This window comes from Acidimicrobiia bacterium, assembly GCA_041676705.1.
Taxonomy (GTDB): Bacteria; Actinomycetota; Acidimicrobiia; order Acidimicrobiales; family SKKL01; genus Actinomarinicola.
The window spans coordinates 202,028-226,231 of the sequence record JBAYRL010000004.1 but is presented as its reverse complement, the minus strand read 5'-3'; the positions used below and the strand labels follow the sequence as shown (position 1 = coordinate 226,231).

Genomic DNA, 24,204 nt, shown 5'->3' with positions numbered 1-24,204 from the left:
TGCTTATTGACACTAGAGCTTGTAGTTGCAACCAGCCATTAAGAATCGCTTGTGACTTTCATCACTTGGAGTTGTGGTATCGCTAGTTTAATTCGTTAGACTCTTTAACTATTCCGTTGGGCGGAGCGGAAGCGTTAGTTTTTCCTAAAGGGGATGTAAGTCATTTCTAGTGACAGTAGTTTGCCTGTAAGCGCGGGTTGGGCCCTGCTCCGCAGCCGGGTCTCAGAACAACGTTGGGGCATCGCGGCCGGTGTCTTTGTCGGTCTGTTGTGGACCGTTGGTAAAGTTGCAGTGCCTTGGGTAGTTAAGCAAGGCATTGACCGTGGCATTGAGGCCAATCCACCCGATACAGGCCAGATCCGATTTTGGGCCATCATGGTGCTCATAGCTGGCGCCAGTTCCGTGGTGTTCGCTGGTGCTCGTCGCTATTTGGCCTTCAAGGAAGCCCGCCAAACCGAGCGAGTGTTGCGCGACCAGGTGTTCACCCACATCCAGCGTTTGCATTTCGGGTATCACGATGAAACCCAAGCCGGTCAGTTGATGAGCCGCGGTAACACCGACCTGCAACAAATTCAGTCGTTTATGGTCATGATCCCCGTGACCATCTCTAACGCCGTGATCGTGCTGGCCGTAACTGTTCTGTTGCTCACCATCGACCCCATTCTGACCATCTTCGCTTTGGGTTCCTTGCCTATTGTCAACGTCTTAGGCCGTCGATTCTCGATGCGTCTTTTCCCCACTGTTATGGGCATTCAAGAAGAATCGGCCCAGTTGGCCACCGTGGTTGACGAAACCGTCTCGGGAATTCGAGTGGTGAAAGGCTTCGGCGCCGAGGCTGCTCAAGCTGCTAAGCTAGAAGAAGAGGCCACCGATGTTTACGACATGGGTATGGCGGCGTCTCGGATCCGTTCAGTGTTCCTGCCTGCCATCGAGCTGATTCCAAACATTGGTCTGATCGCGGTGCTGGCATACGGCGGACACCAAGTGCTGAATGGCAACATGCAGATTGGTACCTTGGTGGCTTTCAACCTTTACGTTGTGTTGCTTATCCAACCGCTTCGCAGCCTGGGCATGATCATCGCTCAAGCTCAACGTGCCGCGGCTGCTGGTGCCCGGGTGGCCGAGGTGCTAGCTACCGATCCGAAGATCAAAACTCCTGCTAAGGCGGTGCCGCTACCTCGTGACCGCGACGGTCTAGGTCACGTCGTTTTCCGCGATGTGCACTTTGGTTACTCGGCTGATTCCAAGGTTTTGAATGGCTTAGATTTGGAAATCAAGGCTGGCGAATCGATTGCCTTGGTTGGTGCTACGGGTTCTGGAAAGAGCACCGTGGCAAGGCTATTGCCTCGTTTCTATGAAGTTGACTCGGGCATTATTTCCATCGATGGCGTGTCAATTGATGACATTGAACTTCTAGAGCTGCGCCGTTCGGTGGGCATTGTATTTGAAGAGACGTTCCTCTTCTCGGACACCATTGGTGCCAACATTGCCTTCGCTAAGCCCGATGCCACCTTGGAAGAGATCCGCCATGCCGCGGAACTTGCCGGGGCTGATGAGTTCATCAGAGAATTGCCCGAAGGCTATAACACCGAAATCGGTGAGCGCGGCTTTTCGCTTTCAGGTGGCCAGCGACAACGGCTGGCGATTGCTCGGGCCATTGTGGCCAACCCCAGGGTGTTAATCCTCGATGATGCAACTTCGTCGGTTGACCCCACTAAAGAACACGAGATCAGAGATGCTTTGGCCGAAGTGATGCAAGGCCGCACCACGATCGTGATTGCCCACCGACCGGCCACTATTGCTTTGGCCGACCGTGTGGTGTTGCTTGATCAAGGCAAGATCATTGCCGAGGGCACCCACGACGAATTGTTAAGTACGAACGCTGAGTACCGCCTGGTTTTGGCGGCGGCTCGCAATACAACCGCTGCGGCGGAGGAGGTTTCGCCGTGAGAAGCTGGGGAGGCGCTGGTGGCGTTAGCGAAGAAGACAAGCTAGACGCTGCCCAAGCCAAGCACGTCATGAGTCGTGCCTGGAAGATGATGCAACCTTACCGAGGTCGGGTTTGGGCTTCGATCGCATTCATTACCCTCTACACCTTTACCATTTTGGCAGGTCCATATTTGGTGAAGTGGGCCATTGACTCGGGCATTAGCAAAGGCAATGCCAGTGTTTTGAACACCGCCATTGGGCTGTATGTGGTGGTTGCCATAGCTGCGTATTTCACTCAGCGAATGTCGATTGTGACTTTGGCCAAGGTGGGCGAAGGCTTCCTGCGAAGTCTGCGCATTAATGTCTTCAACCACCTACAGCGCATGTCGATGCCTTTTTATGACCGAGAAAAGGCCGGTGTGGTCATCTCTCGCATGACCTCCGATATCGATTCCATGCAAGAGCTAGTTCAAATGGGCTTGATCAGCTTTGTATCAGCTTTCTTGCTCTTGAGCATGGCCTTTATCACCCTGCTTATTGTTTCGTGGCAGCTTTTGTTGATCTGTGCCTTGGTCATCCCGATCGTGGTGGTGGCCAGTATCAAATTCCAGCGTGACTCGAACAAGGCCTATCTGATTGTTCGTGACCGGATTGGTAACACCCTTTCAGCGCTGCAAGAAGGTATCGCTGGTGTTCGAATCATTCAGGCCTATGGTCGCCAAGAAATTCAAACCGAGCGTTTTGCTTCGGGGAACCAAGATCTCTACGACGCCCATATGGATTCGGTGCGTATCCAGTCTTGGTATGTGCCGCTAATTGAATATGCGGGCCATTTCACCACCGGTTTGGCTGTTGGTGTCGGTGGTTACATGGTGAGCCGCGACATGATTCAGGTGGGTACCGTGGTGTTCTTCGTGCTCACCCTCTCTAACCTTTTCGAGCCGATTCAGCAGCTCAGCCAGCTATTCAACCAGTTGCAGTCATCGGGTGCGGCGCTTGAGAAGCTGTTCCAGCTGCTCGACACGGAAGTTGATGTGCCCGAGCGCCCCGGTGCCGTCGACTTGCCTGAACGTGGTGAAATCAAGGTCGACAATGTGGTTTTCCGTTATTCACCGGATGGTGACAACGTTCTTTCTAACGTCAACTTGAGTATCGCTCCCGGCGAACGCTTAGCGCTGGTTGGGCCCACCGGTGCTGGTAAGTCCACGCTGGCCAAACTGATTGCACGATTCTACGACCCTGTTGAAGGCTCGGTATCTATGGGTGGCGTTGATATGAAAGACGCCACCGCTCGCTCTTTGCGCGACCGTATCGTGGTGGTGCCTCAAGAAGGTTTCTTGTTCCACGGCACAATCATTGACAACATTCGTTTGGTGCGGCCCGAGGCCTCGGTAGACGAAGTACAAGCGGCGCTAGATTCGCTGGGGTTGCGTCAGCGTTTTGCCGAGTTGCCCCAAGGTTTGGATACCGAGGTGAACGAGCGTGGTTCACGTTTGTCAGCCGGTGAGAAACAGCTAGTTTCGTTGGCCCGCGCGGCGCTGGTAGACCCGTCGGTGTTGGTGTTAGACGAAGCTACTTCAAGTCTTGATCCAGGTACCGAGGCCTTGGTGGAGTCGGCCCTTGAGGTGCTGATGCAAGGCCGAACGGTGATTGTGATCGCTCACCGCTTGTCGACCTCGGAACGTGCCGATCGAGTCGGCGTGGTTACCGAAGGCACCTTGCGCGAGCTTGGTACCCACGACGAACTGGTGGCACAAGGCGGCCATTACGCGGCGCTCTATGCCCAGTGGGTGGGCGGCTTGGCCACTGCCGGAGCGGCGGTCTAGCTCATTTGCGGTAGCCGGCTAGTCAGATTATTTAGCCGGTTTAGCTCTCGGCTGCTTCAGCTTCTTTCAAGCTGGCAGCCAGAGTGTTCCAGGCCAAAGTGGCACACTTAATTCGAGTGGGGAACTTCACCACACCACGCAGGGCTTCCAGTTCGCCCATGTCAACCTCGAGCGTGTTGATTTCCGGCTCTGGAGCGCCATCTTCGGCGTCCAAGCTCGACTCGTGAATCGACATCATGGCCTTGAAGGCTTTGATTAATTCACGGGCGTGGGCGAAACTTTGGCCCTTTACTGCGGCCGACATCATTGATGCCGAAGACTGGCTGATTGAACAACCTTGGCCTTGAATTCGAATGTCAGTGATGGTGTCGCCATCAGCTTCCACAAAGACGGCAATCTCGTCACCGCATAGCGGATTGTAACCCTCCGAGCGCACCGCCGGTGGAACAGGCAATTCGCCTCGGTTCCTCGGGCTGCGGTAGTGGTCGAGAATGATCTCGCGGTATAGATCTTCTAGTTCATGCATCGGTTCTATCCAGGTTCTTGGCGATACTCGGCGTGAGGGGCATTTGGCGTGGTGGAGGCTTAGCGTAAAAGGAGCTAGACGTGACGGTTGATCGGCTGGGAAGTGGCTCGTATTCTGCTAGGCGGTAGCCGCTTGGGCTAGGCGCTAGCAGCATGGCCTTAGAAGGCAAAAAACTTCTCTGCCGATTCTAGAGCGTTAGCCAGAGCATCAATGTCGGTTTCATCGTTGTAAATGTAGACCGAAGCTCGTGCCGTAGCACCGGCGCCGAGCCTCCGCATTAGCGGTTTGGCGCAGTGGTGACCGGCCCGAACATACACGGCTTCTTGATCGAGAACCTGGGAAATATCGTGGGGGTGCAGATCGCCGAAAGCGAATGACAGCACGCCGCCGCGCCGCTTGGGATCAGCAGGCCCATGAATCGTAATCGTGTCGCCAAAGCGTTCGTCCAAAGTTGCCAGAGCATAACTAGTTAGCTCTATTTCGTGTTGGCGCACGGCTTCCATACCCAGGCCGCTGAGGTAATCCACGGCGGCACCAAACCCAATGATTTCGGCAATTGGAGGGGTGCCCGCTTCAAACTTGTGGGGAACATCGGCAGTTGTGAAACCGTCTAGGCGCACATCGGCAATCATCTCGCCGCCACCTAGAAACGGAGGCATGGCTTCCAAAAGTTCATGACGAGCCCACAAGGCACCCACACCAGTTGGGCCACACATTTTGTGAGCTGAAAACGCGATGAAGTCGGCACCCATTTCCACCACATTGGTAGGCAGATGCGGCACATATTGGCAAGCATCTACTAGCGCCAGTGCACCTATCTGATGGGCGGCGGCTGCAAGCTTTTCAATTGGGTTAAGCGTGCCGAGTACGTTCGACATAGCCGTAAACCCGAAGAGCTTGGCGCCTTCAAGCAGCTGGTCAAGGTTGGTGAGGTCGAGCTCGCCGTCATCGGTAATTGGCACCCAGCGCAGTTCGATGCCTATTTCGGTGGCCAACATATGCCATGGCACGATGTTGGCGTGGTGTTCCATTTCGGTTAACAGCACCACATCACCGCTACGAAGATTGGCCTTACCCCACGAATACGCCACCAAGTTCAGAGCTTCGGTGGCGTTCTTGGTGAACACCACCTCGTCGGCCGAAGGCGCACCAATAAAGGTGGCAATCTTGCGACGAGCCAGCTCCATGGCGTTGGTAGCTTCTTCCGCAATTCGATAGACACCCCGGTGCACATTGGCGTTTATTGTTTGGTAATAGACGTCCATGGCGTCGATAACCGCCTGGGGTTTTTGCGAGGTGGCCGCGGAATCTAAGTACACCATTTGCCGACCGTTGATTTCTCGCTGGAGCAGCGGAAAGTCGGCTTTGATACGGCTGGTGACGAGGGTAGAAGACGTCATCTCAGTTGAGGTTCGTGTGGGGGAGAGCCATGACTACCTAGTTTAAGGCGCAGTGCCCTATTAGCACTACACGCGTAGTGGTAATTGTTTACCAAATCAGTCGGAAATTGTAGCGAGGTGATTGCCAGCGGTTTCTTTTGTGCTAGCACCTCTTGGCCTATTCGTTAAAACCTGGGAATTCCGACCCGGTGCCTACCAGCCTCGTTCAATCCATTCATCGAGATGTGGACGTTCGGCCCCGATGGTGGTGTCATCACCGTGGCCAGGCATAACCACGACATCACCGTCTAGCTTCGCAAAAAGTTCACGTTCCACCGAATTGATGATGGTCGGGAAGTCGCCACCAGGGAATTGGGTGGCACCCACTCCGCCTGGAAAGAGCGTGTCGCCGCTGAACAGTACGGGCGAACCTTCCACCTTGAAGCACATCGAGCCGGGGGTGTGGCCAGGGGTAAAGATGGTATGAAGGCGTAGTCGGCCTACAGCAATTACCGAGTCGGGTTCCAAAATAAAGTCGTAAGCGTCGAGCATTTCGGCATCTTCAGCGGTGACACCCACCTCATAGCCAGCGTCACGAACGGCGGGTACGGCCTGAATGTGGTCCCAATGTCCGTGGGTTTCAAGCACCGTGCGCACACCTAGGCGTTGGCACAGCTCTAGCAGCCGCTCGTGTTCATTGGCAGCATCGAGCAATACCGACTCGCCGGTGGCTTTGCAACGCAGTACAAAGACGTTGTTGTCCATCGGGCCAACCACAATCTTGTGAATTTCGGCTTGTTCGTCTGACCAGTGCAGGGTGTTGGGCGCGCTGTTACTCATGGCCCTATTGTGCCCGATTCCACAGTCAATGTGGCCAGGCTTCCCGGATCTTGTAGTGAGTTTTGTGCGGTATGCGAAGAAAACTCACTACAAGATCAGCTCGTACCGGTCCCGCCGGCATATTTCACGGTTCAAGCGGTGAGATCACTTCGAAGCCAAGGGCAGCGGCGGCTGGAATTTGGCTCCGGTCGAAGGTCAGGTAGCTAAGTGGTTTGGGTAGGCGATCAGCTGCCGCTAGGTGAATAGCGTCCACGGTTCGTACCGCGAAGGCAGCGCCAATTTCGGCGGCACGTGCCAGGCAACGCTCGTCCACCGGCACTACCACAAACGAGTCCCAGTCGTCGCGCAACGCCGCCCAAAGCTGTTGTTGCTGCACCCGGCTGTTGGCAACTTGATGTAGCGCCACTAGTACTTCGGTGCGAGCTAAGGCTGAGGCACACCACGTGTCATCGTCGGCCATGGCCTGTAACACCAGGTCGCGCCCCTCTTCGGCAATGTAGCGTTTTACCAAGGCCGAAGTGTCAATGGCGATGGTCATGTGCTGCCTCGCATGGCATCTATACTGCTGCGAAAGCCGGTATCGACGGGCGCTTCGATGGGTTCGGGTGCCGCTGGGTGATCACCACGTCGAGGGGCACGTGCCAAGCCCGAGGCGAAAAGGTCGTCAAGGGTGGCACCGCCAACAGGGGTGAGGGGCCCTAGCTGCGCCATGGGCTGGCCATCCACAGTTACGATTATGCGCTCTCCGTCGGCGGCACGGCGTACGAGTGCGGCTACTTGGTTGCGTAGCTCGCGGATGCCAATGCGCTCTAATGCGCCAGACGATGGATCAGGTTTCGAACTCTGCGCTGACGAATCGGCGGAAGCTTCGTTTTGATGCTGGCCGCCTACGTTTCTATTTGCCATGAGAACAACTTCTTGCCATCACGACAACTTAGCTCAGCCCCGCATGCATAGCGGGCGACCATAAGACCGCCAATACCAAAGGTGTGTAGCTCATGTGTACACATTGCGGTTGGCGCGCCGCTGCCAGCTTGGTTAAGGTATCTGCAGTCCGGTTAGGCAGTAAGCGCCAGCCAAGTTTATCCCGAGGGGGAAACACGTGAACTTCGCATTCAGCGAGGAGCAAGAAGAGCTCCGCCGTATCGTCCGCCAGTTCCTCGACACCAAGTCGTCGGAAGAAGCCGTACGTGAGCAGATGGAAACTGAAAACGGTTTCGACGCTGCCGTTTGGAACCAGATGGGCTCCGAGATGGGCCTGCAAGGTCTAATCGTGCCCGAAGAGTTCGGTGGCCAGGGCTATGGCTACGTGGAGCTGATTGTGGTGCTGGAAGAAATGGGCCGTCGTCTCCTTTGCGCCCCATACTTCTCAACCGTGGTATTGGCTGCTAACACCTTGTTGCAGTCAGGTGACGAAGCTGCCAAGTCGGCTCACCTGCCTGGTATCGCGTCGGGTGAAACCATTGCTACTTTGGCCCTCACCGAGGCCAATGGTCGTTGGGATGCCGAAGGCGTAACCCTGCCCGCCACCAAGTCGGGCGACGCCTGGACGCTCAGCGGCGAGAAGATGTTCGTGCTCGATGGCCACACCGCCAATCTCATTATTGTGGCGGCTCGCACCGACAACGGCGTGTCACTCTTCGCTGTCGATGGCGACGCTTCCGGCCTTACTCGTACGCCTTTGGCCACCATGGACCAAACCCGCAAGCAGGCCAAGCTTGAGTTCTCGAATACCCCCGCCACTCTCATTGGTGAAGAAGGCAAGGGCTGGGACACTCTCTCAACCGTTCTCGACCTAGCTGCGGTTGCCCTTGCGGCCGAGCAGGTAGGTGGCGCTCAAGAGTGCCTCGACACCTCAGTTCAATACGCCAAGGACCGTGTACAGTTCGGTCGTCCCATCGGTTCTTTCCAGGCCATCAAGCACAAGTGTGCCGACATGTTGCTGGAAGTTGAGTCGGCTAAGTCGGCTGCTTACTACGCCGGCTGGTGCGCCGCCGAGATGAACGACGAGCTGCCTGCTGTGGCCAGCCTGGCCAAGGCCTACTGCTCGGAAGCCTATTTCCATACCGCTGCCGAGAACATCCAAATTCACGGTGGTATCGGCTTCACCTGGGAGCACCCAGCACACCTGTACTTCAAGCGCGCCAAGTCTTCCGAACTGCTCTTGGGCGACCCAACCTACCATCGCGAGCTTCTTGCCCAGCGCATTGGAATCTAGCTTGTAGCGCTTTATTTACTATCAGTAGTTAAAGGTGGTGGCATCGCAACAGCGGTGCCACCATTTGGTTTTTCGGTCCATCTCCGTGCGGTGGCGTACGCTTAGGGACTAGTGGAACTTCTTGTCATTGCTTTGGGTGTTGTTGCGGTTTTCGTGTTGGCCTTGGTGGCGGTCGGACGGGTGAGTGCCAGTTTGGCCCGCGACCCGCACCGGATGATTTACGATGTGGAGCAGTCGCTTGAGTTTGTGGCGGAGGCCTTACCAAGCGAGGTGACCGCCGAGCTTTCTTACGATGATGTATCGGTAATCTTGCGGTTCTTTCACGACTACATGCACGAAATGGGTGTTTCTACTACCGCCGGGGAAGACGAGGCCCGCCCTGGGCCTGCGGTGGTTGATCTGGACACGGGTGTGCACCAAGTAATCGCTCGTGCTGCGCTGGCAGATGTCCATTATCGCCAAAGTGATGTGGAGGCTGTGGTGTCGGCACAAATGGAATATTTCGCCGCTATTGGCGTGTTGGGTACCCCTGTTGAAGGCCCTGATTTAGACGATTTATAGACTCTTGTCACACAATGATCACACTCGAGCCTTTCTATCCGATAACATTGGCGTACCGAAGAAAGGAGGTGGTCCAACTGAGCAGTAAACTCTTTGGGATCTCGGAGGTGGCTGGCCACTAAAGGCCTGCTGGACCTTTTGGTGAATACCACCATCCACCGTCAAGGCGTACGGCTAGGAATTGGTCCCGCCTAGTATCAACGTACCTTTGAGATATCCAGTACTCAGAGGAAGGGAAGGCCCACCAGGCTTTCCCTTCTTCGCGTTTTGCGAGCGATCGGTAGCGCCACCGCCTGGCTGCTAACTCAGCCACGCTTCTGTATCAGTGGGGTTCGTGGGTCGTGGTTGTGTCCGCAGTGTTACGGTGCGAGCTGGCTTCGAACTTCTGTGAGGTTGCGTTCTATGCTGGTGCCATGAAACGACCATTACGCTTCGAACATCATCGTTATGTGGGTGACAAGCGCACACAAGTTGTTTATGACATGGATGCCGACGATGTTGACGAAGACATCATCAACGAGCTGATGGAATCGGAAAAGTATCTGTGTTTCGGTCCTGACACCTTGGTGGAAGCGCGCAACCGCAACTACCGGCTCTGGAAGGGCCATAGCGTCGCCAGTTGAGCGAATATCGCTTTAACGTTGACGGCAACGAACTGGTGGGGCATTTGGCTGTCCCCGAGGATGCCACTGGCTCCAACTTGCCAGGCGTTGTAATTTGTCATGGGTTTCCCGCCGGGATCGGTGGTGGTGCTAACGCGGCGCGAACATTTCCAGAGTTGGCTGATCGCCTGGCCAACGAAATGGGCTGGGTGGCGCTGTGTTTCACCTACCGGGGTTGCGGCGCTTCGGAAGGGAACTTTTCTCTAGCGGGATGGCTGCGAGACACCCGTGGGGCCATTGCCGAGGTGAGGAACCATCCGCTGGTCGATCGGGTTTGGGCGGTTGGCTTTGGCACTGGCGGGGCATTGTCTATTTGTGCGGCCGCATCCGATTCCGGGGTGTTGGGCGTAGCAGCTCTCGGAGCACCGGCCGACTTCGACGACTGGGCGGGCCATCCTCGCCGGTTGTTCGATCACGCACGTGCCCAAAAGGCCATATCTGATCCAAAGTTCCCCGAATCTTTCGAGCAGTGGTCTCGCGAGCTGCGGGAGATCCGGGCGGTGGCGTGTGCTTCCGAGATGGCACCACGACCGCTGCTTATCTTGCACGGCGCCGATGACGATTCGGTGCCTGTGTTCGATGCCCGGGTGATGGACGACGCCCACGGTCATGCCGATCTTCGCATTATTACCGGGGCGGGGCACCAGTTGCGCCACGACCCACGTGCCATCGCGGTGTTGCTTGGTTGGCTCGATCGCCAACGCCATCGTTATCGTCCGCCCACCAACAATCAGACTGGCTAACTTGCCGACCAGCTAATCTAACATCTCAAGCTAATCTTGCTTGGTTTTGCCAGCTGCCTTTTGTGCTTTCTTCCAGGCCCGCACCGCTTCTAGCGTTTCGGGGGAAGCCACATCAGCGATCGAACGTGGTTCGTTGTCGGAAAATGGTGCCGAAGCTTTTTCCCAGCCGGGCAAGGTGTGTCCGAATCGTTTGGCCAACAGGGCAATGAAGATCTTGGTCTTTTCTTTCCCGAATCCGGGTAACACCTCAAGGCGTTTGCGAAGATCTTCCCCGTCAGTGGCGTCTTGCCAGATGCGCGCCGCGTCGCCGCCGTATTGATCGCTCACGATTTGGCAGACCGATTGAATTCGTTTGGCCATGGAAGATGGAAAGCGGTGGATGGCCGGTTTCTCAGCCGCTATGGCTTCGAATCGGTCGGGATCCATATGGCTGATGGCTTCAGCGTTGAAATCGTCACCTAAGCGATCTTTTAGTTTGGTCGGCCCATAAAAGGCCATTTCCATGGTGATTTGTTGGTCAAGGATCATTCCGATTAGCAGCGCTAAGGGGTCATCGGCCAACAGGGCATCAGCTTCGGGTTTCCCGGTAATTGGCAACACGGAACTAGAGGTCATGGGGTTCTTTCAGATAGTTAGCTTGGTTGCAAAATACGACAATTCAGTGTGGTGCCACCTGGTTGTGCTACCACTTGGTTGTGGTGCCACCTGGCTGCGTGGCAAGCATGACCAGGGCGGCACCAAAGTACGGCGGTGTTAACCTTCGGGCCAAAGCTGGGCTGGGTTAGCGGCCTCAGGGTCGATTCCGTAACGACGAATGGCGTCTTCCACGACCGTTGCTTCAATGGTGCCTTCTCGTAGCAGGCCAGTCAGCACGCCTAAGACCACATGTGCAGTGTCGACTTCAAAGAAGCGACGTAGCGAAGCTCGGTTGTCGCTGCGGCCGAAGCCGTCGGTGCCAAGTGACAAGAACGTGCGTGGCACCCAGCGGGCAATCTGGTCGGGCACCATTTTCATGTAGTCGGTAACGGCCACCACCGGGCCACCCCGGCCAGAAAGCAGTTGCGTAACTCGGGGCTGGCGAGGTGCAGCGGCGGGGTGCAGCCGGTTCCACCGGTCAGCGTCGAGCGCTTCCTCGCGCATTTGTTTGTACGAAGTGGCGCTCCAAAGCTCGGCCGAAACGTCGTAGTGTTCGGCCAGCTCATCAACTGCTTCTCGGGCTGCGGTGTGGGCTGTGCCCGAGAACAAAATTGTAGCGTTATGGCTTTTGCCTTCTGGACCGGGGGCGAACCGGTATAGCCCTTCAATAATCCCAGCCACAATGTCGTCGCCTTCGGGCATGGCGGGCATTTCGTAGTTCTCGTTGTATAGCGTGAGGTAGTACATCACCGAGTTGCCAGTGCTGGCTTCGGTGGCAGGTTCACCCTTTGAATCGCCGTACATGTCGTGAATGCCGTGGCGAATAATGGCTGCGGTTTCATAGGCGAAAGCCGGGTCGTAAGCGCGCATGCTGGGCACGGTGGAAGCCAACACGTGTGAATGCCCATCGAGGTGTTGCAAACCTTCGCCTTCTAAGGTGGTGCGTCCGGCAGTGGCACCCAAGAGGAACCCTCGGGCGTGGGCATCAGCAGCCGCCCAAATAAGGTCGCCCACTCGTTGGAAGCCGAACATGGAATAGAAGGTGAAGAAGGGCACCATGGGTACGCCGTGGTTCGAATACGAGGTAGCAGCGGCAATAAAGCTGGCCATCGAACCGGCTTCGGTGATGCCTTCTTCAATTATTTGGCCGTCCTGGGCTTCCATGTAGGCCAAGAGCATGTCAGCGTCGACCGGTTCGTAATGCTGTCCGGTCGCGGCATAAATTTTGAACTCTCGGAACAGGGCATCCATTCCGAAGGTGCGGCCTTCATCGGGGATGATTGGCACTACTCGTCGTCCAAATTCACCGTCTCGCATCATGTTGCGCAGCAGTCGGGTGAAAGCCACGGTGGTAGACACGGCCTGGCTGCCCGAACCGCTATAGAACTCATCGAATGGGCCATCAGAAGGCATAGCCAGCGGACGTCGTATGGCTACCGAACGTTTGGGAAGCGAACCGCCAAGGGCCCGGCGACGGTCCATCAAATACTTGTATTCCACCGAATCAGGGTCGAGCACAATGTAGGGCGGCTCGGCATCTTCAGCTAAAGCTTCTTCGGGCACATAATCTTGCAGGTAGAGGCGTTCTCGCAGGTCACGCAGCTGAGCCTGGGTCATCTTCTTAATCTGGTGGGTGGCGTTACGGCCTTCAACGTCGGGGCCGAGCGTCCAGCCTTTAATGGTCTTGGCCAGAATTACCGTCGGCGCGCCTTTTTGTTCAACCGCCGTCTTGTAGGCCGCATAAAGCTTGCGATAATCGTGGCCACCGCGCGGCAGACTTTGAATCTCGTCGTCGGTCAGGTTTTCTACCAAGGCCCGCAAACGAGGGTCAGGCCCAAAGAACTGTTCGCGGGTGAGGTTGCCTGGCTGTACGGCGTAACGTTGGAAATCACCATCGACGGTGGTGTTCATCTTGTTGACCAACACGCCGTCGGTATCTTTAGCCAGCAGCTCATCCCATTTCGAGCCCCATACGACCTTGATCACGTTCCAACCAGCACCTCGAAACAGCGCTTCGAGTTCTTGAATAATTTTGCCGTTGCCGCGTACCGGGCCATCAAGGCGTTGCAGGTTGCAGTTAACAACCCAGGTCAGGTTGTCTAAGTGTTCGCGAGCGGCCAGCGAAATTCCGCTTAGAGTTTCGGGTTCGTCCATTTCCCCGTCACCTAAAAAGGCCCAGATACGGCTTTGAGAGGTGTCGTGAATCTCACGGTTCTCTAGGTAACGGTTGAACCGTGCGGCGTACACCGAAGTGATCGGTCCCAGACCCATCGAAACTGTGGGGAATTCCCAAAAATCGGGCATTAAACGGGGATGTGGATAGCTGGAGAGGCCATCGCGGCCGATTTCTCGGCGGAAATTGTCGAGTTGTTCTTCGCTGAAGCGACCTTCTAGAAAAGCACGGGCATAAATTCCGGGCGAACCGTGGCCTTGGAAGTAAACCTGGTCGCCACTAGTTCCGGTGTCGCGACCGTGGAAGAAATGGTTAAACCCAACTTCGGTCAGGGCCGCTGAAGACGCAAAAGTGGAAAGGTGGCCGCCAATGCCATGGGAAAGGTCGTTGGCTTTAACCACCATCACGGCTGCGTTCCAGCGAATGAACGACCGAATTCGACGTTCAATGTATTCGTCGCCGGGGAACCAGGGTTCGTTTTCGGGTGGAATGGTGTTGATGTAGGGGGTGGAAATCGAAGCTGGTATGCCAACACGAAGTTCGCGGGCGCGAATCATCAGCTTCGACAGTAAGAATCGGGCCCGGTCGGGGCCGAGGCTTGAAACGACCGATTCCAGCGACGTCAACCACTCTTGGGTTTCTTCAGGGTCGATGTCGGGGAGCTGTCGGATAAAACCGTCGATCATCATGTTTTTGTGTGCTCTCTAACGGCTTATGTGAATGAAACTTCTAATTCTTGTATAGGCGAGCTTTCGCACTGTTGCTACACGAATGTGTAAAGCTCACGAGGTGGTACTTGTTGTTTATACCGATGGTGCATGTTCTGGAAACCCTGGTCCGGGCGGTTGGGCCTGGGCCAGAGAAGATGGCGCTTGGGCCAGTGGTGCTGAACCACATACTACTAACCAGCGCATGGAGATAATGGCCGCTTTCGATGCGGTACGTTCGGCAGACGGTCCGCTGGAGATAGTTTCTGATTCCACCTACGTGGTTAATTGCTTTCGAGATCGTTGGTGGGAGGGTTGGATTAAGCGAAACTGGCTCAACTCAAAACGCGAGCCGGTAGCTAACCGCGACTTGTGGGAACCTTTCGTTGAATTGGTTCGTCAGCGCGACAACGTGACGTTTCGTTGGGTGAAAGGTCACAGTGGCGACCCGATGAACGATTTGGTCGATGCCTTGGCGGTGGCGGCGGCCCAGAGCCAAAAAGGTGGGGAAGGCACCACGCTGCCCGACGTTTCTCGCTTGCCCGCCGATACCCCGAATCCGGTTGGCGCGGCTATGGCTGGCGTGCGTAAAGACCGTCGGTTACCAAAGCTCGATATTGCGACCCATGGGGTGGTGGTGTTGGGCCACCGTCCGCCAGAGCTGGGCGGATACGAGCAGAACCCGACCAGTGACTATGTGGCTCGCCAGCTTCGTTCGGTGTTAGCGGCTAAAGCCGAGATGGATTCGTCGCTGGTGGTTGTTTCTGGTTTGCGCCTAGGTGCAGAGATGCTGGCGGCGGAAGCGGCGGTGGCTTTGGGGTTGGCGTTGGTGGTGGTCTTGCCTTTCCCGAATCCCGACCGTCATTGGCCCGCACCACAACGAAACCGTTTCGAATCACTGTGCGCGGCAGCTGATGAGGTAGTCACTTTGGAGCGTAAAGTGCCAGGCGATAATGCCGCCGTTAGTGCTTCCTTGGCGCGGCGTGATGGCTGGCTGGTGCGCAATGTGGCCTCGGCCATTTTGGTGTGGCGACAGGAACTGCCAGTCTTTCGGCGTTTAGCAGTCTCGCTAGAAGACCATTTGGGCGATGAGGTTTGGATTATCGACCCTGACCTGATGCAACCCTAACCAGGCCACAACCCTAATCAGAACGCAACCCTAACCAGGCCTAGGTGTCGTCGGTCAGGCGATAGATTTCGTTTAGATCATCGAAAGCAGCGTTTATAGACGCCATTTTTTCTTCGGCGGCTTTGCGGGCTTCAGGGTCGTTCGAGCCATGCCGGTCGGGATGATGGGTCTTCACCAGCTCCCGGTAACGTTCCACGACTTGGGGCCAAGTGGCGTTGGAGTTAAGCCCTAACTCTCGCCAGGGCATACCTTCGCTAACCGTGTCGAGATCAGCAGAAAAGCTAAAACCCTCGGCATTGCCGTTTGAATTATGCGTGCCATGGTCATAGGTCGTGCTCCAACCATCGTCGAGGTGGGTTGCATCGGTAGATGGCGCTCCGAATAGCCCGTCGAAGTTGGTGTTTTGCCATTGGGCGCTGCTGGCGGTGGGGCCAAGGTTGTCAGTACCGATTTGGGTGGCCCAGCTCATATCTTTGGGGTCGAATCGCTCGCCACCTGACTGGTCGTGTTGGGTGCCAGTTATGTGTTGTGCGCCAGCTATGTTGTCGGGCCCGTTGTTGGTAACGTCGCCGTGAATATCGTCATAGGAAGCTTCGCCCTTAGCCGGACTGCCATTACCTGGCTCTTGGCTAAACAGCTGCCACGGTTCAAGCGGTTCAGGCTCGGCCTCGGTGTGGGCCTTCTTGCCCATAGCCGCCAAACCTTCGCGGTCGGTTTTGCGTCGGTACGGGTAGCGGGGTTCGTTGGCGCGCCAGCGGCGTTCAACCGGGACGTTTAGAGGTTCGATCTGGTCCCACCACAACTGTTTTTCTTCATCGGTCATCGGTGGTGAATCGTGGGCGTCGCTACTTGGTTCATTCTTCTTTTTGAAAAAGTCTCTAAGACCCATTGCGTGTTGTCACCGATCGTTTCATGAACCCATAGCTACAGCTGACGTTCCTAGCCATGTGGTCGCCGTAAATAGTTATATCGGCTTGTAGAGGCGCTTTGGTTAGAAATCCCGTTAAATCCGATTAATTGCCTCTACGGCGTACAGGTTTTTGGCCTGGCCGACTAGTCTCGCGGCCATGGATCTTAAAGGAACTTCCGCAATTGTCACCGGTGGCGCTTCGGGCCTTGGTGAAGCTACTGCCCGTTTATTAAGCGAACGTGGCGCCCATGTCGTGATCGTCGACATGAACCCCGAAAAAGGCGAAGCCGTTGCCAAAGAATTGAACGGTGTTTTTGTGCAGGCCGACGTTACCAACACCGACGAAATCATCGCCGCTGTTGAAGCCGCCAAGGAACTCGGCCCACTGCGTTCACTGGTTACCGCTGCTGGTATCGGTGGCGGCAGTCGCACTATTGGTCGCGACGGCAGCTACGAATCAGCTCACAATCTCGAGTATTTCGCCAAGGTTGTGAATGTGAACCTGATCGGTACTTTCAACTGTGTTCGTTTGGCGGCCACCGCAATGAGCCAGACCGAACCGGTTGATGCCTCTGGTTCGCGAGGCGCGATTGTAACGGTGGCTTCGGTTGCGGCGTTTGATGGCCAAATTGGTCAGGCCTCGTATTCTGCTTCCAAGGGCGGCGTGGTCGGCATGACTTTGCCGGTTGCTCGTGACCTCGCCGTGGTAGGCGTGCGGGTGAACTGCATTGCTCCTGGTCTTATCGACACCCCAATTTACGGTTCTGGCCCGCAGTCCGACGCTTTCAAAGAAAAGCTAAAGCGCGACGTGCTGTTCCCAGACCGCTTGGGCACCGCCGACGAGTTCGCCACCATGGCCGTCGAGCTTATCACCAACGATTACATGAACGCCGAGGTCATCCGGGTGGATGGCGGCGTGCGTATGCAACCCAAATAGCACAAATAAACTTACGTTTACGGTGGCGCCGCTCAAGCCGTTGATGCCTCTGGCTCACGGCTTCGGGTGGGGTCACCGTGGCATTTTTGGCCTAGCCTTAATGGTCGTGAGCACCCGACGACTAATCATTGCGGCCTTGCTATGTGGCGTGGCTATTTTGGTGGCCTTCACCGTGCAACTCATGCTCGTTCGGTGAGTTCCACAACGGCCCCAATGCATTTGGGCCGATCACCAGCGCTAATAGGGTGACACCGTTACCGGCGGGGTAGAGTCGTAGGGATATACGACTCTGGAGGTGGTCCCGACGGCCGAGAACACGGATTCGACAAACCAAAACGACACTCATTTTGATGTGGTCGTAGTTGGTGGTGGACCCGGAGGTTACGCTTCAGCGCTGTATGGGGCTTCTGCGGGTCTGCGTATCGCTCTTATCGAAAAGAGCAAAATTGGCGGCACTTGCCTGCACGTAGGCTGTATCCCGGCCAAAGCCTTGTTAGAAACGGCGGCCGTACATCGGGCCGTGGCCAGCGCCGCTGATTTTGGGGTGAACGTTAACGAACCAAGCCTTGATTTCGGGGTGACCCAAGACCGCAAACAAGGCGTGGTGAACAATCTCACTTCGGGCTTAAGCAGCTTGTTGAAGGGTCGCAAAGTCACGGTCTTCGACGGCTTGGGGCGACTTGGCGCCGATCACCAAAGCGTGCAAGTGTCCGGCGGTAGCTCGGGTGAAGTCACCTTGTCGGCCGACGCCATTATTTTGGCTACCGGATCGATTCCTCGCACCATCCCCGGTTTCGATGTTGACGGCGAAATTGTGCTCACCTCCGATGAAATTTTGTCGCTGCGGGAGCTGCCCGAAACGGCGGTCGTTATCGGTGGTGGCGCTATTGGGTGCGAGTTCGCCTCGATGATGAGTGATCTGGGCACCAAGGTCACCATTTTGGAAGCTGCGCCGAAAATTCTGCCCGGGGTCGACCGCGACGCCGCCCAGGTTGTCGAGCGTTCTTTCAAACGCCGTGGTATTGAAGTGAAAACCGGCGTGCCGGTACATGGTCATTACCCGCACGAAAATGGCACCCTGGTTAACTTTGGTGAGGGTGAAAGCATCGACGTTTCGATGGTGGTGGTGTCGGTTGGGCGTCAACCGCTAACTGAAGGTTTGGGTTTGGACGCCACCGGGGTGGGCGTTTCCGAGCGTGGCTTTATCGAGGTTGATGAAAACTGCCGCACCGCGGTGCCGGGCGTGTGGGCGGTAGGTGATGTTATTGCCACCCCGCAGTTGGCTCACGTGGCATTTGCCGAAGGCATGGTGGCAATTCGAGATATTTTGGGCGAAGACCCTCAACCAATCGATTACGGCCGTATTCCACTGGGCATTTATTGCCATCCCGAGGTCGCTTCAGCGGGCCACAGCGAAGAGTCGGCCAAAGAAGCTGGTTTTGAAGTGAAGGTCTCGAAGCAGCGTTTCGCGGGTAACGGACGAGCGATGATCATTGGTGACACTGAAGGCTTGGTGAAGATCATCGCTGAACGCCTACCCGATGGCAGCGCCGGGCAGATTTTGGGGGTTCATATTGCGGGCCCATGGGCAACCGAACAGTTGGGTCAGGCCTATCTGTCGGTTAACTGGGAAGCAACAGCCGATGAAGCGGCGGCCTTCATCCAACCCCACCCCACGCTTAGTGAGGCGTTCGGCGAAACGTTGCACACCCTAACTGGTCGGGCGTTGCACTAATTATGTTGCTGGTAAGTTCTTGGAGGGTTTTATTTAATGGCTGAAATAACCATGCCCCAATTGGGCGAAACGGTGACTGAAGGCACCATCACTAAGTGGTTCAAACAAGTTGGCGACACCGTCGCCGAAGACGAAATCTTGTACGAGGTTTCCACCGATAAGGTCGACTCGGAAGTGCCTTCACCAACTTCTGGTGTGTTAACCGAAATTCGAGTGCCAGAAGGCGAAACCGTTGATGTGGGCACGGTGTTGGCCATTGTGGGCGATGCTGCCGATGCTCCGGCCGAAGCGGAATCTTCCGGTGAAGCACCTGCTGAAGCCACTAGCGAGGCACCGGCTGCCGAGACACCCCAGCCTGGCGCGCCTGCCGAGCCCGCTGCTGCGCCGACACCGGCAGTACAACCAGCACAACCGGCAGAACCGGCAGCTCCCGCGGCTGCCGCAGCGCCTACCGCTGCCAACGGTGTGGGTGCCAACGTGCTCCTTTCCCCGGTGGTACGTCGCCTAATCAACGAACACGGCATCGACCCAGCAACTATTTCTGGCACGGGCCCCGGTGGGCGTATAACCCGCTCCGATGTCCAACAAGTGATCGAAAGCCGAGCCCAAGGCGCCGCGGCCCCAGCCGCACCGGCCGCCACGCCAGCAGCTCCGCAACAGGCGGCCGCCCCCGCACAACCAGCACCACCGGCGCAACCAGCGCCCGCAGCCGGGCAAGCCGCGCCACCCTCAGCAACACCTGCCGCGGCGTCGGCTTCAACCGGTGGACATTTGGGCACGCCAGCGCCGTTAGCTCGTGCTGCTGATGGCGATACGGCGGTGCCCCTCAACAACATTCGCCTTCGTACCGGCGAGCATATGGTGATGTCGAAGCAGGTTTCGCCCCACGTGCTCACCGCCGTTGAGGTTGATTTCGAAGCGGTGGAACAGGTTCGTCGCAAGTTTGGCCCTGCATTTCGAGATGAGGAAGGCTTCTCACTTTCCTACCTGCCCTTTATCGCTCGGGCCTTGGTCGACGCCATCCACGATTTCCCATTGCTTAACTCGTCGTTGGGTGAAGGTGAAATTGTGGTGCACCGCAACGTGAACTTGGCGATTGCGGTTGATCTCAATTTCGAAGGTCTAATCGCTCCGGTGGTGGCTGAAGCCGACGGCAAGCGTATGCGTGCCATTGCTCGTGAAATCGTTGATCTAGCGGCTCGGGCTCGTTCCAAGTCGTTGGCACCCGATGAAGTTTCTGGCGGCACTTTCACCATCACCAACCCGGGCCAATGGGGCACCATGATGCAGTTCCCCATCATCAACCAGCCCCAGGTCGCAATTCTGTCCACCGATGGAATTCGCCGTAAACCGGTGGTGGTCACCGATGCTAACGGTGGCGAATCGATCGCTATTCATTCCGTTGGGGTGCTGGCACTGGCTTGGGACCACCGGGCTTTCGACGGAGCTTATGTGGCGGCTTTCCTTGACAGGCTGCGTAATAACATCGAAACCCGACCTTGGGAGGCTGAGCTGTAAATGTTTCACGTTCGTTGGCTAGGGCGGGTGGCTTATCAAGATGCGCACGCCCTCCAACGGGCGTTGTTCCACTCGGTCGACCAGAACTATTTACTGCTGCTCGAACATCCTCATGTTTACACCTTGGGGGTGCGGGCCGACCGCAGCAATTTGTTGGTTGACCCGGCCACGGTTGGTGCCACGGCACTAGAAGTTGACCGTGGTGGCGATGTTACTTATCACGGCCCTGGGCAACTGGTGGGTTACCCTATTTTGACGGTACCTGGTCGTCGTGGCGGTGGTATGGCCGACACCGTGGCCTATGTGCATTCGGTCGAACAGCTGGTTATCGACACCCTGGTCGAACTCGGGCTTGGCGATGTTGGTCGCCTTGATGGCTATCCCGGAGTTTGGGTCGAACCAAACTCGGCTAATCCACGAAAAATTGCGGCTATAGGGGTGAAGCTCAGCCGAGGTCGTTCCATGCATGGGTTCGCGTTGAACATCGACCCTGAGATGGAAATGTTCAACCACATTGTGCCTTGTGGCTTAGCAGGCATGGCGGTTACTTCACTGCGGGAAGAAGGCATTAACGCTTCCATGCAAGAGGTGGCCAAAGTGCTAATCCCGCTGGCTACCAAGCGCTGGGCGCAGCCCAAAGAAGAGGTGGTTGAGGCGGAGGTGGTGTGGCGGGAACGCCCCGAAGATCTTTCCGCGTTTAGCCGTGGTGAAACTGGTGTGTTGATTAACGGTGGTGATCCAACCCCCACCCGGGGCCTGGCAGCCGGATCGGCCCAAAGTGAAACTTCGGTGCAGTTGGGTCACCGTTTAGGAAATCGTTTGGCTGAAGCTGGGGTGAGTGAAACCTTAGAGCTTCGAGAACGTAAACCTTCGTGGATGCGGGTAAAGGTGCAGGCCAGCCCAGGTATGAGCGCCATGAAGCACACCGTGCGCGACCTTGGTTTAGTAACGGTCTGTGAAGAAGCCGGCTGCCCCAACATTTATGAATGCTGGTCGGAAGGCACCGCCACGTTCATGATCAACGGCGAGCGCTGCACCCGTGCTTGTGGTTTCTGCTTGGTCGATACCCGTAAACCTGGCCCGCCCGATCCGGCTGAACCGGCCAAAGTTGCCGACGCGGTGGAGGCCATGGGCCTTGACTATGTGGTGGTGACCACGGTCGCACGTGACGATCTACCCGATGGTGGAGCGAGCCAGTTTGTGGCCACTATTGAGGCCATAAGAGCCCGGCGTCCCCAGGCCATGATCGAGGTGCTGATCTCCGATTGCAAGGGCGATCCGGCTTCGCTTGAGGCCATATTTAACGCTCGGCCTGACGTGTTGAACCACAACTTAGAAACGGTGGCTCGTCTACAGCGTGCGGCACGGCCACAAGCCTCATACGCCCGGTCTTTGGCGGTGTTGGCTCGTGCTAAAGAAGCAGGTCTGGTGACCAAATCGGGTTTGGTTCTAGGTATGGGTGAAACCTTCGAAGAAGTAGTGGTCGCCATGCGTGATTTGGCTGCGGTGGGGGTTGATATTGTGACCGCTGGGCAGTATCTACGACCAACTGCCCATCATCTGCCGATTGCTCGCTGGTGGACACCTGAAGAGTTCGACCAACTAAGCGAGGTTGGGCGGAAGCTGGGCATTGCCCACACCGAGGCCAGCCCGCTTACCCGTTCCAGCCACCATGCTAAAGCCGCTGCGGCGGCTGCTGGTTTAACGGCACCAGCCTTGGCCGGTAGCTAAGTGGCATTTTGCGCCGCTTAGCTCGCGCTTCACTAGCCTTAGGCCCATGACCACTTCTATCGACGCAATGTTTGCGGAACGCTTTCGGCGGGTGCGATCCGCGATGGCGGAAACGCAAACCGAAGTGTTGTTACTTTCAGTGGGGGCCGATTTGCCCTGGTTGAGCGGCTATTACGCCATGCCCCTTGAGCGTTTAACCATGTTGGCGGTGCCGGTAGATGGCACGCCCACCATGTTTGTGCCTCGCTTAGAAGTGCCACGGGTGGTGGAACGCCCCGACCTGTTTCGAATCGTGGGTTGGGACGAATCCGACGACCCGGTTCGCTTGGTGGCCGAGGCGGTTGGTGGGGCCAAAAAGGTGGCCATTGGCGATCAAACCTGGTCGCGTTTTTTGGTTGACTTAATGGCCGAGTTACCCCAAGCCAGCTGGAGTCGGGCGTCGTCGGTGATGAGCCCGCTGCGTGCCGTGAAAGACGAGGCTGAAATTGCCGGGTTACGTTTGGCAGCCGAAGCGGTTGATCGCATCGCGGCCGAGCTTCAAAGCGGTGATATTCCACTTATTGGCCGCACCGAAGCCGACGTTTCGGCCGAGCTGGTGCGTCGCATCGTGGCAGAAGGTCACAGCCAAGCCAACTTCGCTATTGTGGCGGCCGGTGAAAACGCCGCTAGCCCCCATCACACGCCAGGCAACCGTGTAATCGGCCCTGATGAGGTGGTGCTCTGCGATTTTGGTGGCACGTTCCCCACCGATTCGGGCCTTGGCTACTGTTCCGACATCACTCGTTGTGTTTACACCGGCGAAGTCGACCCTAATTTTGCCCAAATGTACGAGGTCTTGCAGCACGCTCAGGCTGAAGCGGTAGTGGCTGCCACGGTTGGCACCCCGGCCGAAAACGTCGACGGGGTAGCCCGAGACCTAATCGACCAAGGTGGTTACGAGGGCTTGTTTATTCACCGTATTGGTCACGGTATTGGGGTAGAAGCCCACGAAGATCCGTATTTGGTGGCTGGCAATGCCACGCCGTTAGTGGCGGGCAACGCATTTTCTATCGAACCGGGTATTTATGTTCCGAACGAGTTTGGGGCTCGTATTGAAGACATTGTGGTTGCTACTAGTAGCGGCCCCATGGCGTTGAATGTCGCCAACCACGATTTGGTTGTTGTAGAGGCTTAAGGGCAAACATCACATGATTCTTGACGGCGCAACCGTAGCGTTGCAGTGGGCCACTGGTGGCCTGGCGTTCTTGTGGCTTACCACCCGACGACGTGAAGTTAGTTTGGGTTACGGCTGGTCGAGCCGGGTGGTTTTCGGCCTTATCGCCCTGATTGGGTTGGGTTTGGGTCTGCGTTTTGGCGAAGGGGTGTTAGTACGTGAACTCGCCTCAGCCGGTGTCGTAATTGCGACCGGGGTGGCCTTGGTGGTTTCGGTGCAACGTCGCAAAGCCGGGGTGGCGGGGCAGCGTGCCTTGGCCGAGAAACGCTCGGCGCGGGTAGCAGCCATGACAGGCATTGAGCGTGAAGAATCCGCCAAAGATGATTCGGTGGCGGAATTTCCACCGGTGCTTGACGCCATTGCGCCGATTATTGGCTTGGTTGGTATTGTGGCCGCCGGGCTCAGCGGCAACGAAGCTGGGGGCCTGTTAGTGCTGCGTTTGGTAGTGGGGGCCGCCTTCTTGGGTGTGATTACCGACGCCATGTTGTTAGGGCACTGGTATTTGGTTCAGCCCGGGTTGTCGCGAGCACCGTTGTTGGAATTGGTGCGTTGGACAGGTTATTTGTGGCCCGCCGAACTGATCGTGATGATTCTTCCCACCGGAATGATCTCAGTTCTAAACGGCACTATCGATGACGGTTACCAAGGCATTTTGGGCTGGTATTGGCTGGCGAGCGCTGTGGCGACCTTAGCCTTAGTGTTCGTGACCAAGGCCGCCTTGCGGGAACGTCAATATTCGGCGGTTATGGCTGCTACTGGTTTAACCTATCTGGCCATTCTCACCGGTTTCAGCATGGACTTAGTGGCCCGAGCACTGCTTTAGCGCCGAAA

The 24,204-nt window shown here is 56.6% G+C and carries 22 protein-coding genes; 14 read left to right on the top strand and 8 right to left on the bottom strand.

All coding sequences use genetic code 11. The features are described from left to right. Positions 1-180: 180 nt before the first annotated feature. Entirely contained in the window at positions 181-1,950 is a 1,770-nt protein-coding gene (locus WC184_08650; GenBank protein ID MFA7477951.1) for an ABC transporter ATP-binding protein, read from the top strand. After that, positions 1,947-3,755: an ABC transporter ATP-binding protein gene (locus WC184_08645; GenBank protein ID MFA7477950.1), complete on the top strand. Its 1,809-nt coding sequence runs from the start codon at positions 1,947-1,949 to the stop codon at positions 3,753-3,755. Before WC184_08650 ends, WC184_08645 begins: the two co-directional genes overlap by 4 nt. Before the next feature lie 40 nt (positions 3,756-3,795). Here the strand turns inward: WC184_08645 and WC184_08640 are convergent, their stop codons facing one another. From WC184_08640 to WC184_08620, 5 genes are all read right to left on the bottom strand, one after another. After that, positions 3,796-4,281, bottom strand: coding sequence for an SUF system NifU family Fe-S cluster assembly protein (locus tag WC184_08640; protein ID MFA7477949.1), 486 nt, complete (start codon positions 4,279-4,281; stop codon positions 3,796-3,798). Between the two features lie 158 nt (positions 4,282-4,439). Next, positions 4,440-5,681 carry a cysteine desulfurase gene (locus WC184_08635; protein ID MFA7477948.1) on the bottom strand — a complete coding sequence of 414 codons (1,242 nt, stop codon included), beginning with the start codon at positions 5,679-5,681 and terminating at the stop codon, positions 4,440-4,442. 192 nt (positions 5,682-5,873) lie between these two features. Then, positions 5,874-6,500 (bottom strand): MBL fold metallo-hydrolase, encoded by a 627-nt coding sequence (locus tag WC184_08630; protein ID MFA7477947.1) that lies wholly within the window; start codon positions 6,498-6,500, stop codon positions 5,874-5,876. Positions 6,501-6,624: 124 nt separating this feature from the next. Beyond that, on the bottom strand, positions 6,625-7,038 hold the full coding sequence (locus tag WC184_08625; GenBank protein ID MFA7477946.1) for a type II toxin-antitoxin system VapC family toxin: 414 nt from the start codon (positions 7,036-7,038) through the stop codon (positions 6,625-6,627). Then, the gene (locus tag WC184_08620; protein MFA7477945.1) at positions 7,035-7,406 is read right to left on the bottom strand and encodes a type II toxin-antitoxin system prevent-host-death family antitoxin; all 372 of its coding nucleotides are present in this window, start codon (positions 7,404-7,406) and stop codon (positions 7,035-7,037) included. The genes WC184_08625 and WC184_08620 overlap by 4 nt, the downstream gene beginning before the upstream one ends. Positions 7,407-7,602: 196 nt before the next feature. On the opposite strand from WC184_08620, the gene WC184_08615 reads away from it, so the two are divergent. The 4 genes from WC184_08615 to WC184_08600 all read left to right on the top strand — a co-directional run bounded on the left by WC184_08615 (position 7,603) and on the right by WC184_08600 (position 10,684). Next, entirely contained in the window at positions 7,603-8,718 is a 1,116-nt protein-coding gene (locus tag WC184_08615) for an acyl-CoA dehydrogenase family protein (GenBank protein ID MFA7477944.1), read from the top strand. A 111-nt stretch (positions 8,719-8,829) separates the two neighbouring features. Beyond that, the gene (locus tag WC184_08610; protein ID MFA7477943.1) at positions 8,830-9,279 is read left to right on the top strand and encodes a hypothetical protein; all 450 of its coding nucleotides are present in this window, start codon (positions 8,830-8,832) and stop codon (positions 9,277-9,279) included. 413 nt (positions 9,280-9,692) lie between these two features. After that, positions 9,693-9,902, top strand: a complete 210-nt coding sequence (locus WC184_08605; GenBank protein MFA7477942.1) for a hypothetical protein — start codon at positions 9,693-9,695, stop codon at positions 9,900-9,902. Then, on the top strand, positions 9,899-10,684 hold the full coding sequence (locus WC184_08600; GenBank protein ID MFA7477941.1) for an alpha/beta hydrolase: 786 nt from the start codon (positions 9,899-9,901) through the stop codon (positions 10,682-10,684). The genes WC184_08605 and WC184_08600 overlap by 4 nt, the downstream gene beginning before the upstream one ends. Before the next feature lie 30 nt (positions 10,685-10,714). Here WC184_08600 and WC184_08595 read toward each other — a convergent pair whose 3' ends face one another. Both WC184_08595 and aceE read right to left on the bottom strand, forming a co-directional pair. Then, complete coding sequence (locus tag WC184_08595; GenBank protein MFA7477940.1) at positions 10,715-11,299, bottom strand: HhH-GPD-type base excision DNA repair protein; 585 nt, start codon at positions 11,297-11,299, stop codon at positions 10,715-10,717. 138 nt (positions 11,300-11,437) lie between these two features. Continuing rightward, the gene (aceE, locus tag WC184_08590) at positions 11,438-14,182 is read right to left on the bottom strand and encodes a pyruvate dehydrogenase (acetyl-transferring), homodimeric type (GenBank protein MFA7477939.1); all 2,745 of its coding nucleotides are present in this window, start codon (positions 14,180-14,182) and stop codon (positions 11,438-11,440) included. Between the two features lie 82 nt (positions 14,183-14,264). Between aceE and WC184_08585 the strand changes: the two genes are divergently transcribed. Next, on the top strand, positions 14,265-15,329 hold the full coding sequence (locus WC184_08585; protein ID MFA7477938.1) for an SLOG family protein: 1,065 nt from the start codon (positions 14,265-14,267) through the stop codon (positions 15,327-15,329). Positions 15,330-15,369: 40 nt separating this feature from the next. Here the strand turns inward: WC184_08585 and WC184_08580 are convergent, their stop codons facing one another. Continuing rightward, a complete protein-coding gene (locus tag WC184_08580) occupies positions 15,370-16,152 on the bottom strand; it encodes a J domain-containing protein (GenBank protein MFA7477937.1) in 783 nt (260 codons plus the stop codon). Positions 16,153-16,396: 244 nt separating this feature from the next. Here WC184_08580 and WC184_08575 point away from each other — a divergent pair, with 244 nt between their 5' ends. The 7 genes from WC184_08575 (at position 16,397) to WC184_08545 (ending at position 24,196) form a co-directional block, all read left to right on the top strand. Continuing rightward, the gene (locus WC184_08575; GenBank protein ID MFA7477936.1) at positions 16,397-17,176 is read left to right on the top strand and encodes an SDR family NAD(P)-dependent oxidoreductase; all 780 of its coding nucleotides are present in this window, start codon (positions 16,397-16,399) and stop codon (positions 17,174-17,176) included. 22 nt (positions 17,177-17,198) lie between these two features. Then, positions 17,199-17,372 (top strand): hypothetical protein, encoded by a 174-nt coding sequence (locus WC184_08570; protein ID MFA7477935.1) that lies wholly within the window; start codon positions 17,199-17,201, stop codon positions 17,370-17,372. 156 nt (positions 17,373-17,528) lie between these two features. Beyond that, on the top strand, positions 17,529-18,911 hold the full coding sequence (gene lpdA / locus WC184_08565; protein ID MFA7477934.1) for a dihydrolipoyl dehydrogenase: 1,383 nt from the start codon (positions 17,529-17,531) through the stop codon (positions 18,909-18,911). A 36-nt stretch (positions 18,912-18,947) separates the two neighbouring features. Then, positions 18,948-20,429: a dihydrolipoamide acetyltransferase family protein gene (locus WC184_08560; protein ID MFA7477933.1), complete on the top strand. Its 1,482-nt coding sequence runs from the start codon at positions 18,948-18,950 to the stop codon at positions 20,427-20,429. Further along, positions 20,430-22,160: a lipoyl synthase gene (gene lipA, locus WC184_08555; protein ID MFA7477932.1), complete on the top strand. Its 1,731-nt coding sequence runs from the start codon at positions 20,430-20,432 to the stop codon at positions 22,158-22,160. It begins immediately after the preceding gene. Positions 22,161-22,206: 46 nt separating this feature from the next. Further along, the gene (locus WC184_08550; GenBank protein MFA7477931.1) at positions 22,207-23,334 is read left to right on the top strand and encodes a Xaa-Pro peptidase family protein; all 1,128 of its coding nucleotides are present in this window, start codon (positions 22,207-22,209) and stop codon (positions 23,332-23,334) included. Positions 23,335-23,347: 13 nt separating this feature from the next. Next, positions 23,348-24,196 (top strand): hypothetical protein, encoded by an 849-nt coding sequence (locus WC184_08545; protein ID MFA7477930.1) that lies wholly within the window; start codon positions 23,348-23,350, stop codon positions 24,194-24,196. Positions 24,197-24,204 lie beyond the last annotated feature (8 nt).

Bases quoted from the DNA above. Each gene is read 5' to 3' on its own strand.
- WC184_08640 (MFA7477949.1), bottom strand. From the start codon at position 4,281: ATGCATGAACTAGAAGATCTATACCGCGAGATCATTCTCGACCACTAC.
- WC184_08635 (MFA7477948.1), bottom strand. From the start codon at position 5,681: ATGACGTCTTCTACCCTCGTCACCAGCCGTATCAAAGCCGACTTTCCG.
- WC184_08630 (MFA7477947.1), bottom strand. From the start codon at position 6,500: ATGAGTAACAGCGCGCCCAACACCCTGCACTGGTCAGACGAACAAGCC.
- WC184_08625 (MFA7477946.1), bottom strand. From the start codon at position 7,038: ATGACCATCGCCATTGACACTTCGGCCTTGGTAAAACGCTACATTGCC.
- WC184_08620 (MFA7477945.1), bottom strand. From the start codon at position 7,406: ATGGCAAATAGAAACGTAGGCGGCCAGCATCAAAACGAAGCTTCCGCC.
- WC184_08605 (MFA7477942.1), top strand. From the start codon at position 9,693: ATGAAACGACCATTACGCTTCGAACATCATCGTTATGTGGGTGACAAG.
- WC184_08595 (MFA7477940.1), bottom strand. From the start codon at position 11,299: ATGACCTCTAGTTCCGTGTTGCCAATTACCGGGAAACCCGAAGCTGAT.
- aceE (MFA7477939.1), bottom strand. From the start codon at position 14,182: ATGATGATCGACGGTTTTATCCGACAGCTCCCCGACATCGACCCTGAA.
- WC184_08585 (MFA7477938.1), top strand. From the start codon at position 14,265: ATGTGTAAAGCTCACGAGGTGGTACTTGTTGTTTATACCGATGGTGCA.
- WC184_08580 (MFA7477937.1), bottom strand. From the start codon at position 16,152: ATGACCGATGAAGAAAAACAGTTGTGGTGGGACCAGATCGAACCTCTA.
- WC184_08575 (MFA7477936.1), top strand. From the start codon at position 16,397: ATGGATCTTAAAGGAACTTCCGCAATTGTCACCGGTGGCGCTTCGGGC.
- WC184_08560 (MFA7477933.1), top strand. From the start codon at position 18,948: ATGGCTGAAATAACCATGCCCCAATTGGGCGAAACGGTGACTGAAGGC.
- lipA (MFA7477932.1), top strand. From the start codon at position 20,430: ATGTTTCACGTTCGTTGGCTAGGGCGGGTGGCTTATCAAGATGCGCAC.
- WC184_08550 (MFA7477931.1), top strand. From the start codon at position 22,207: ATGACCACTTCTATCGACGCAATGTTTGCGGAACGCTTTCGGCGGGTG.
- WC184_08545 (MFA7477930.1), top strand. From the start codon at position 23,348: ATGATTCTTGACGGCGCAACCGTAGCGTTGCAGTGGGCCACTGGTGGC.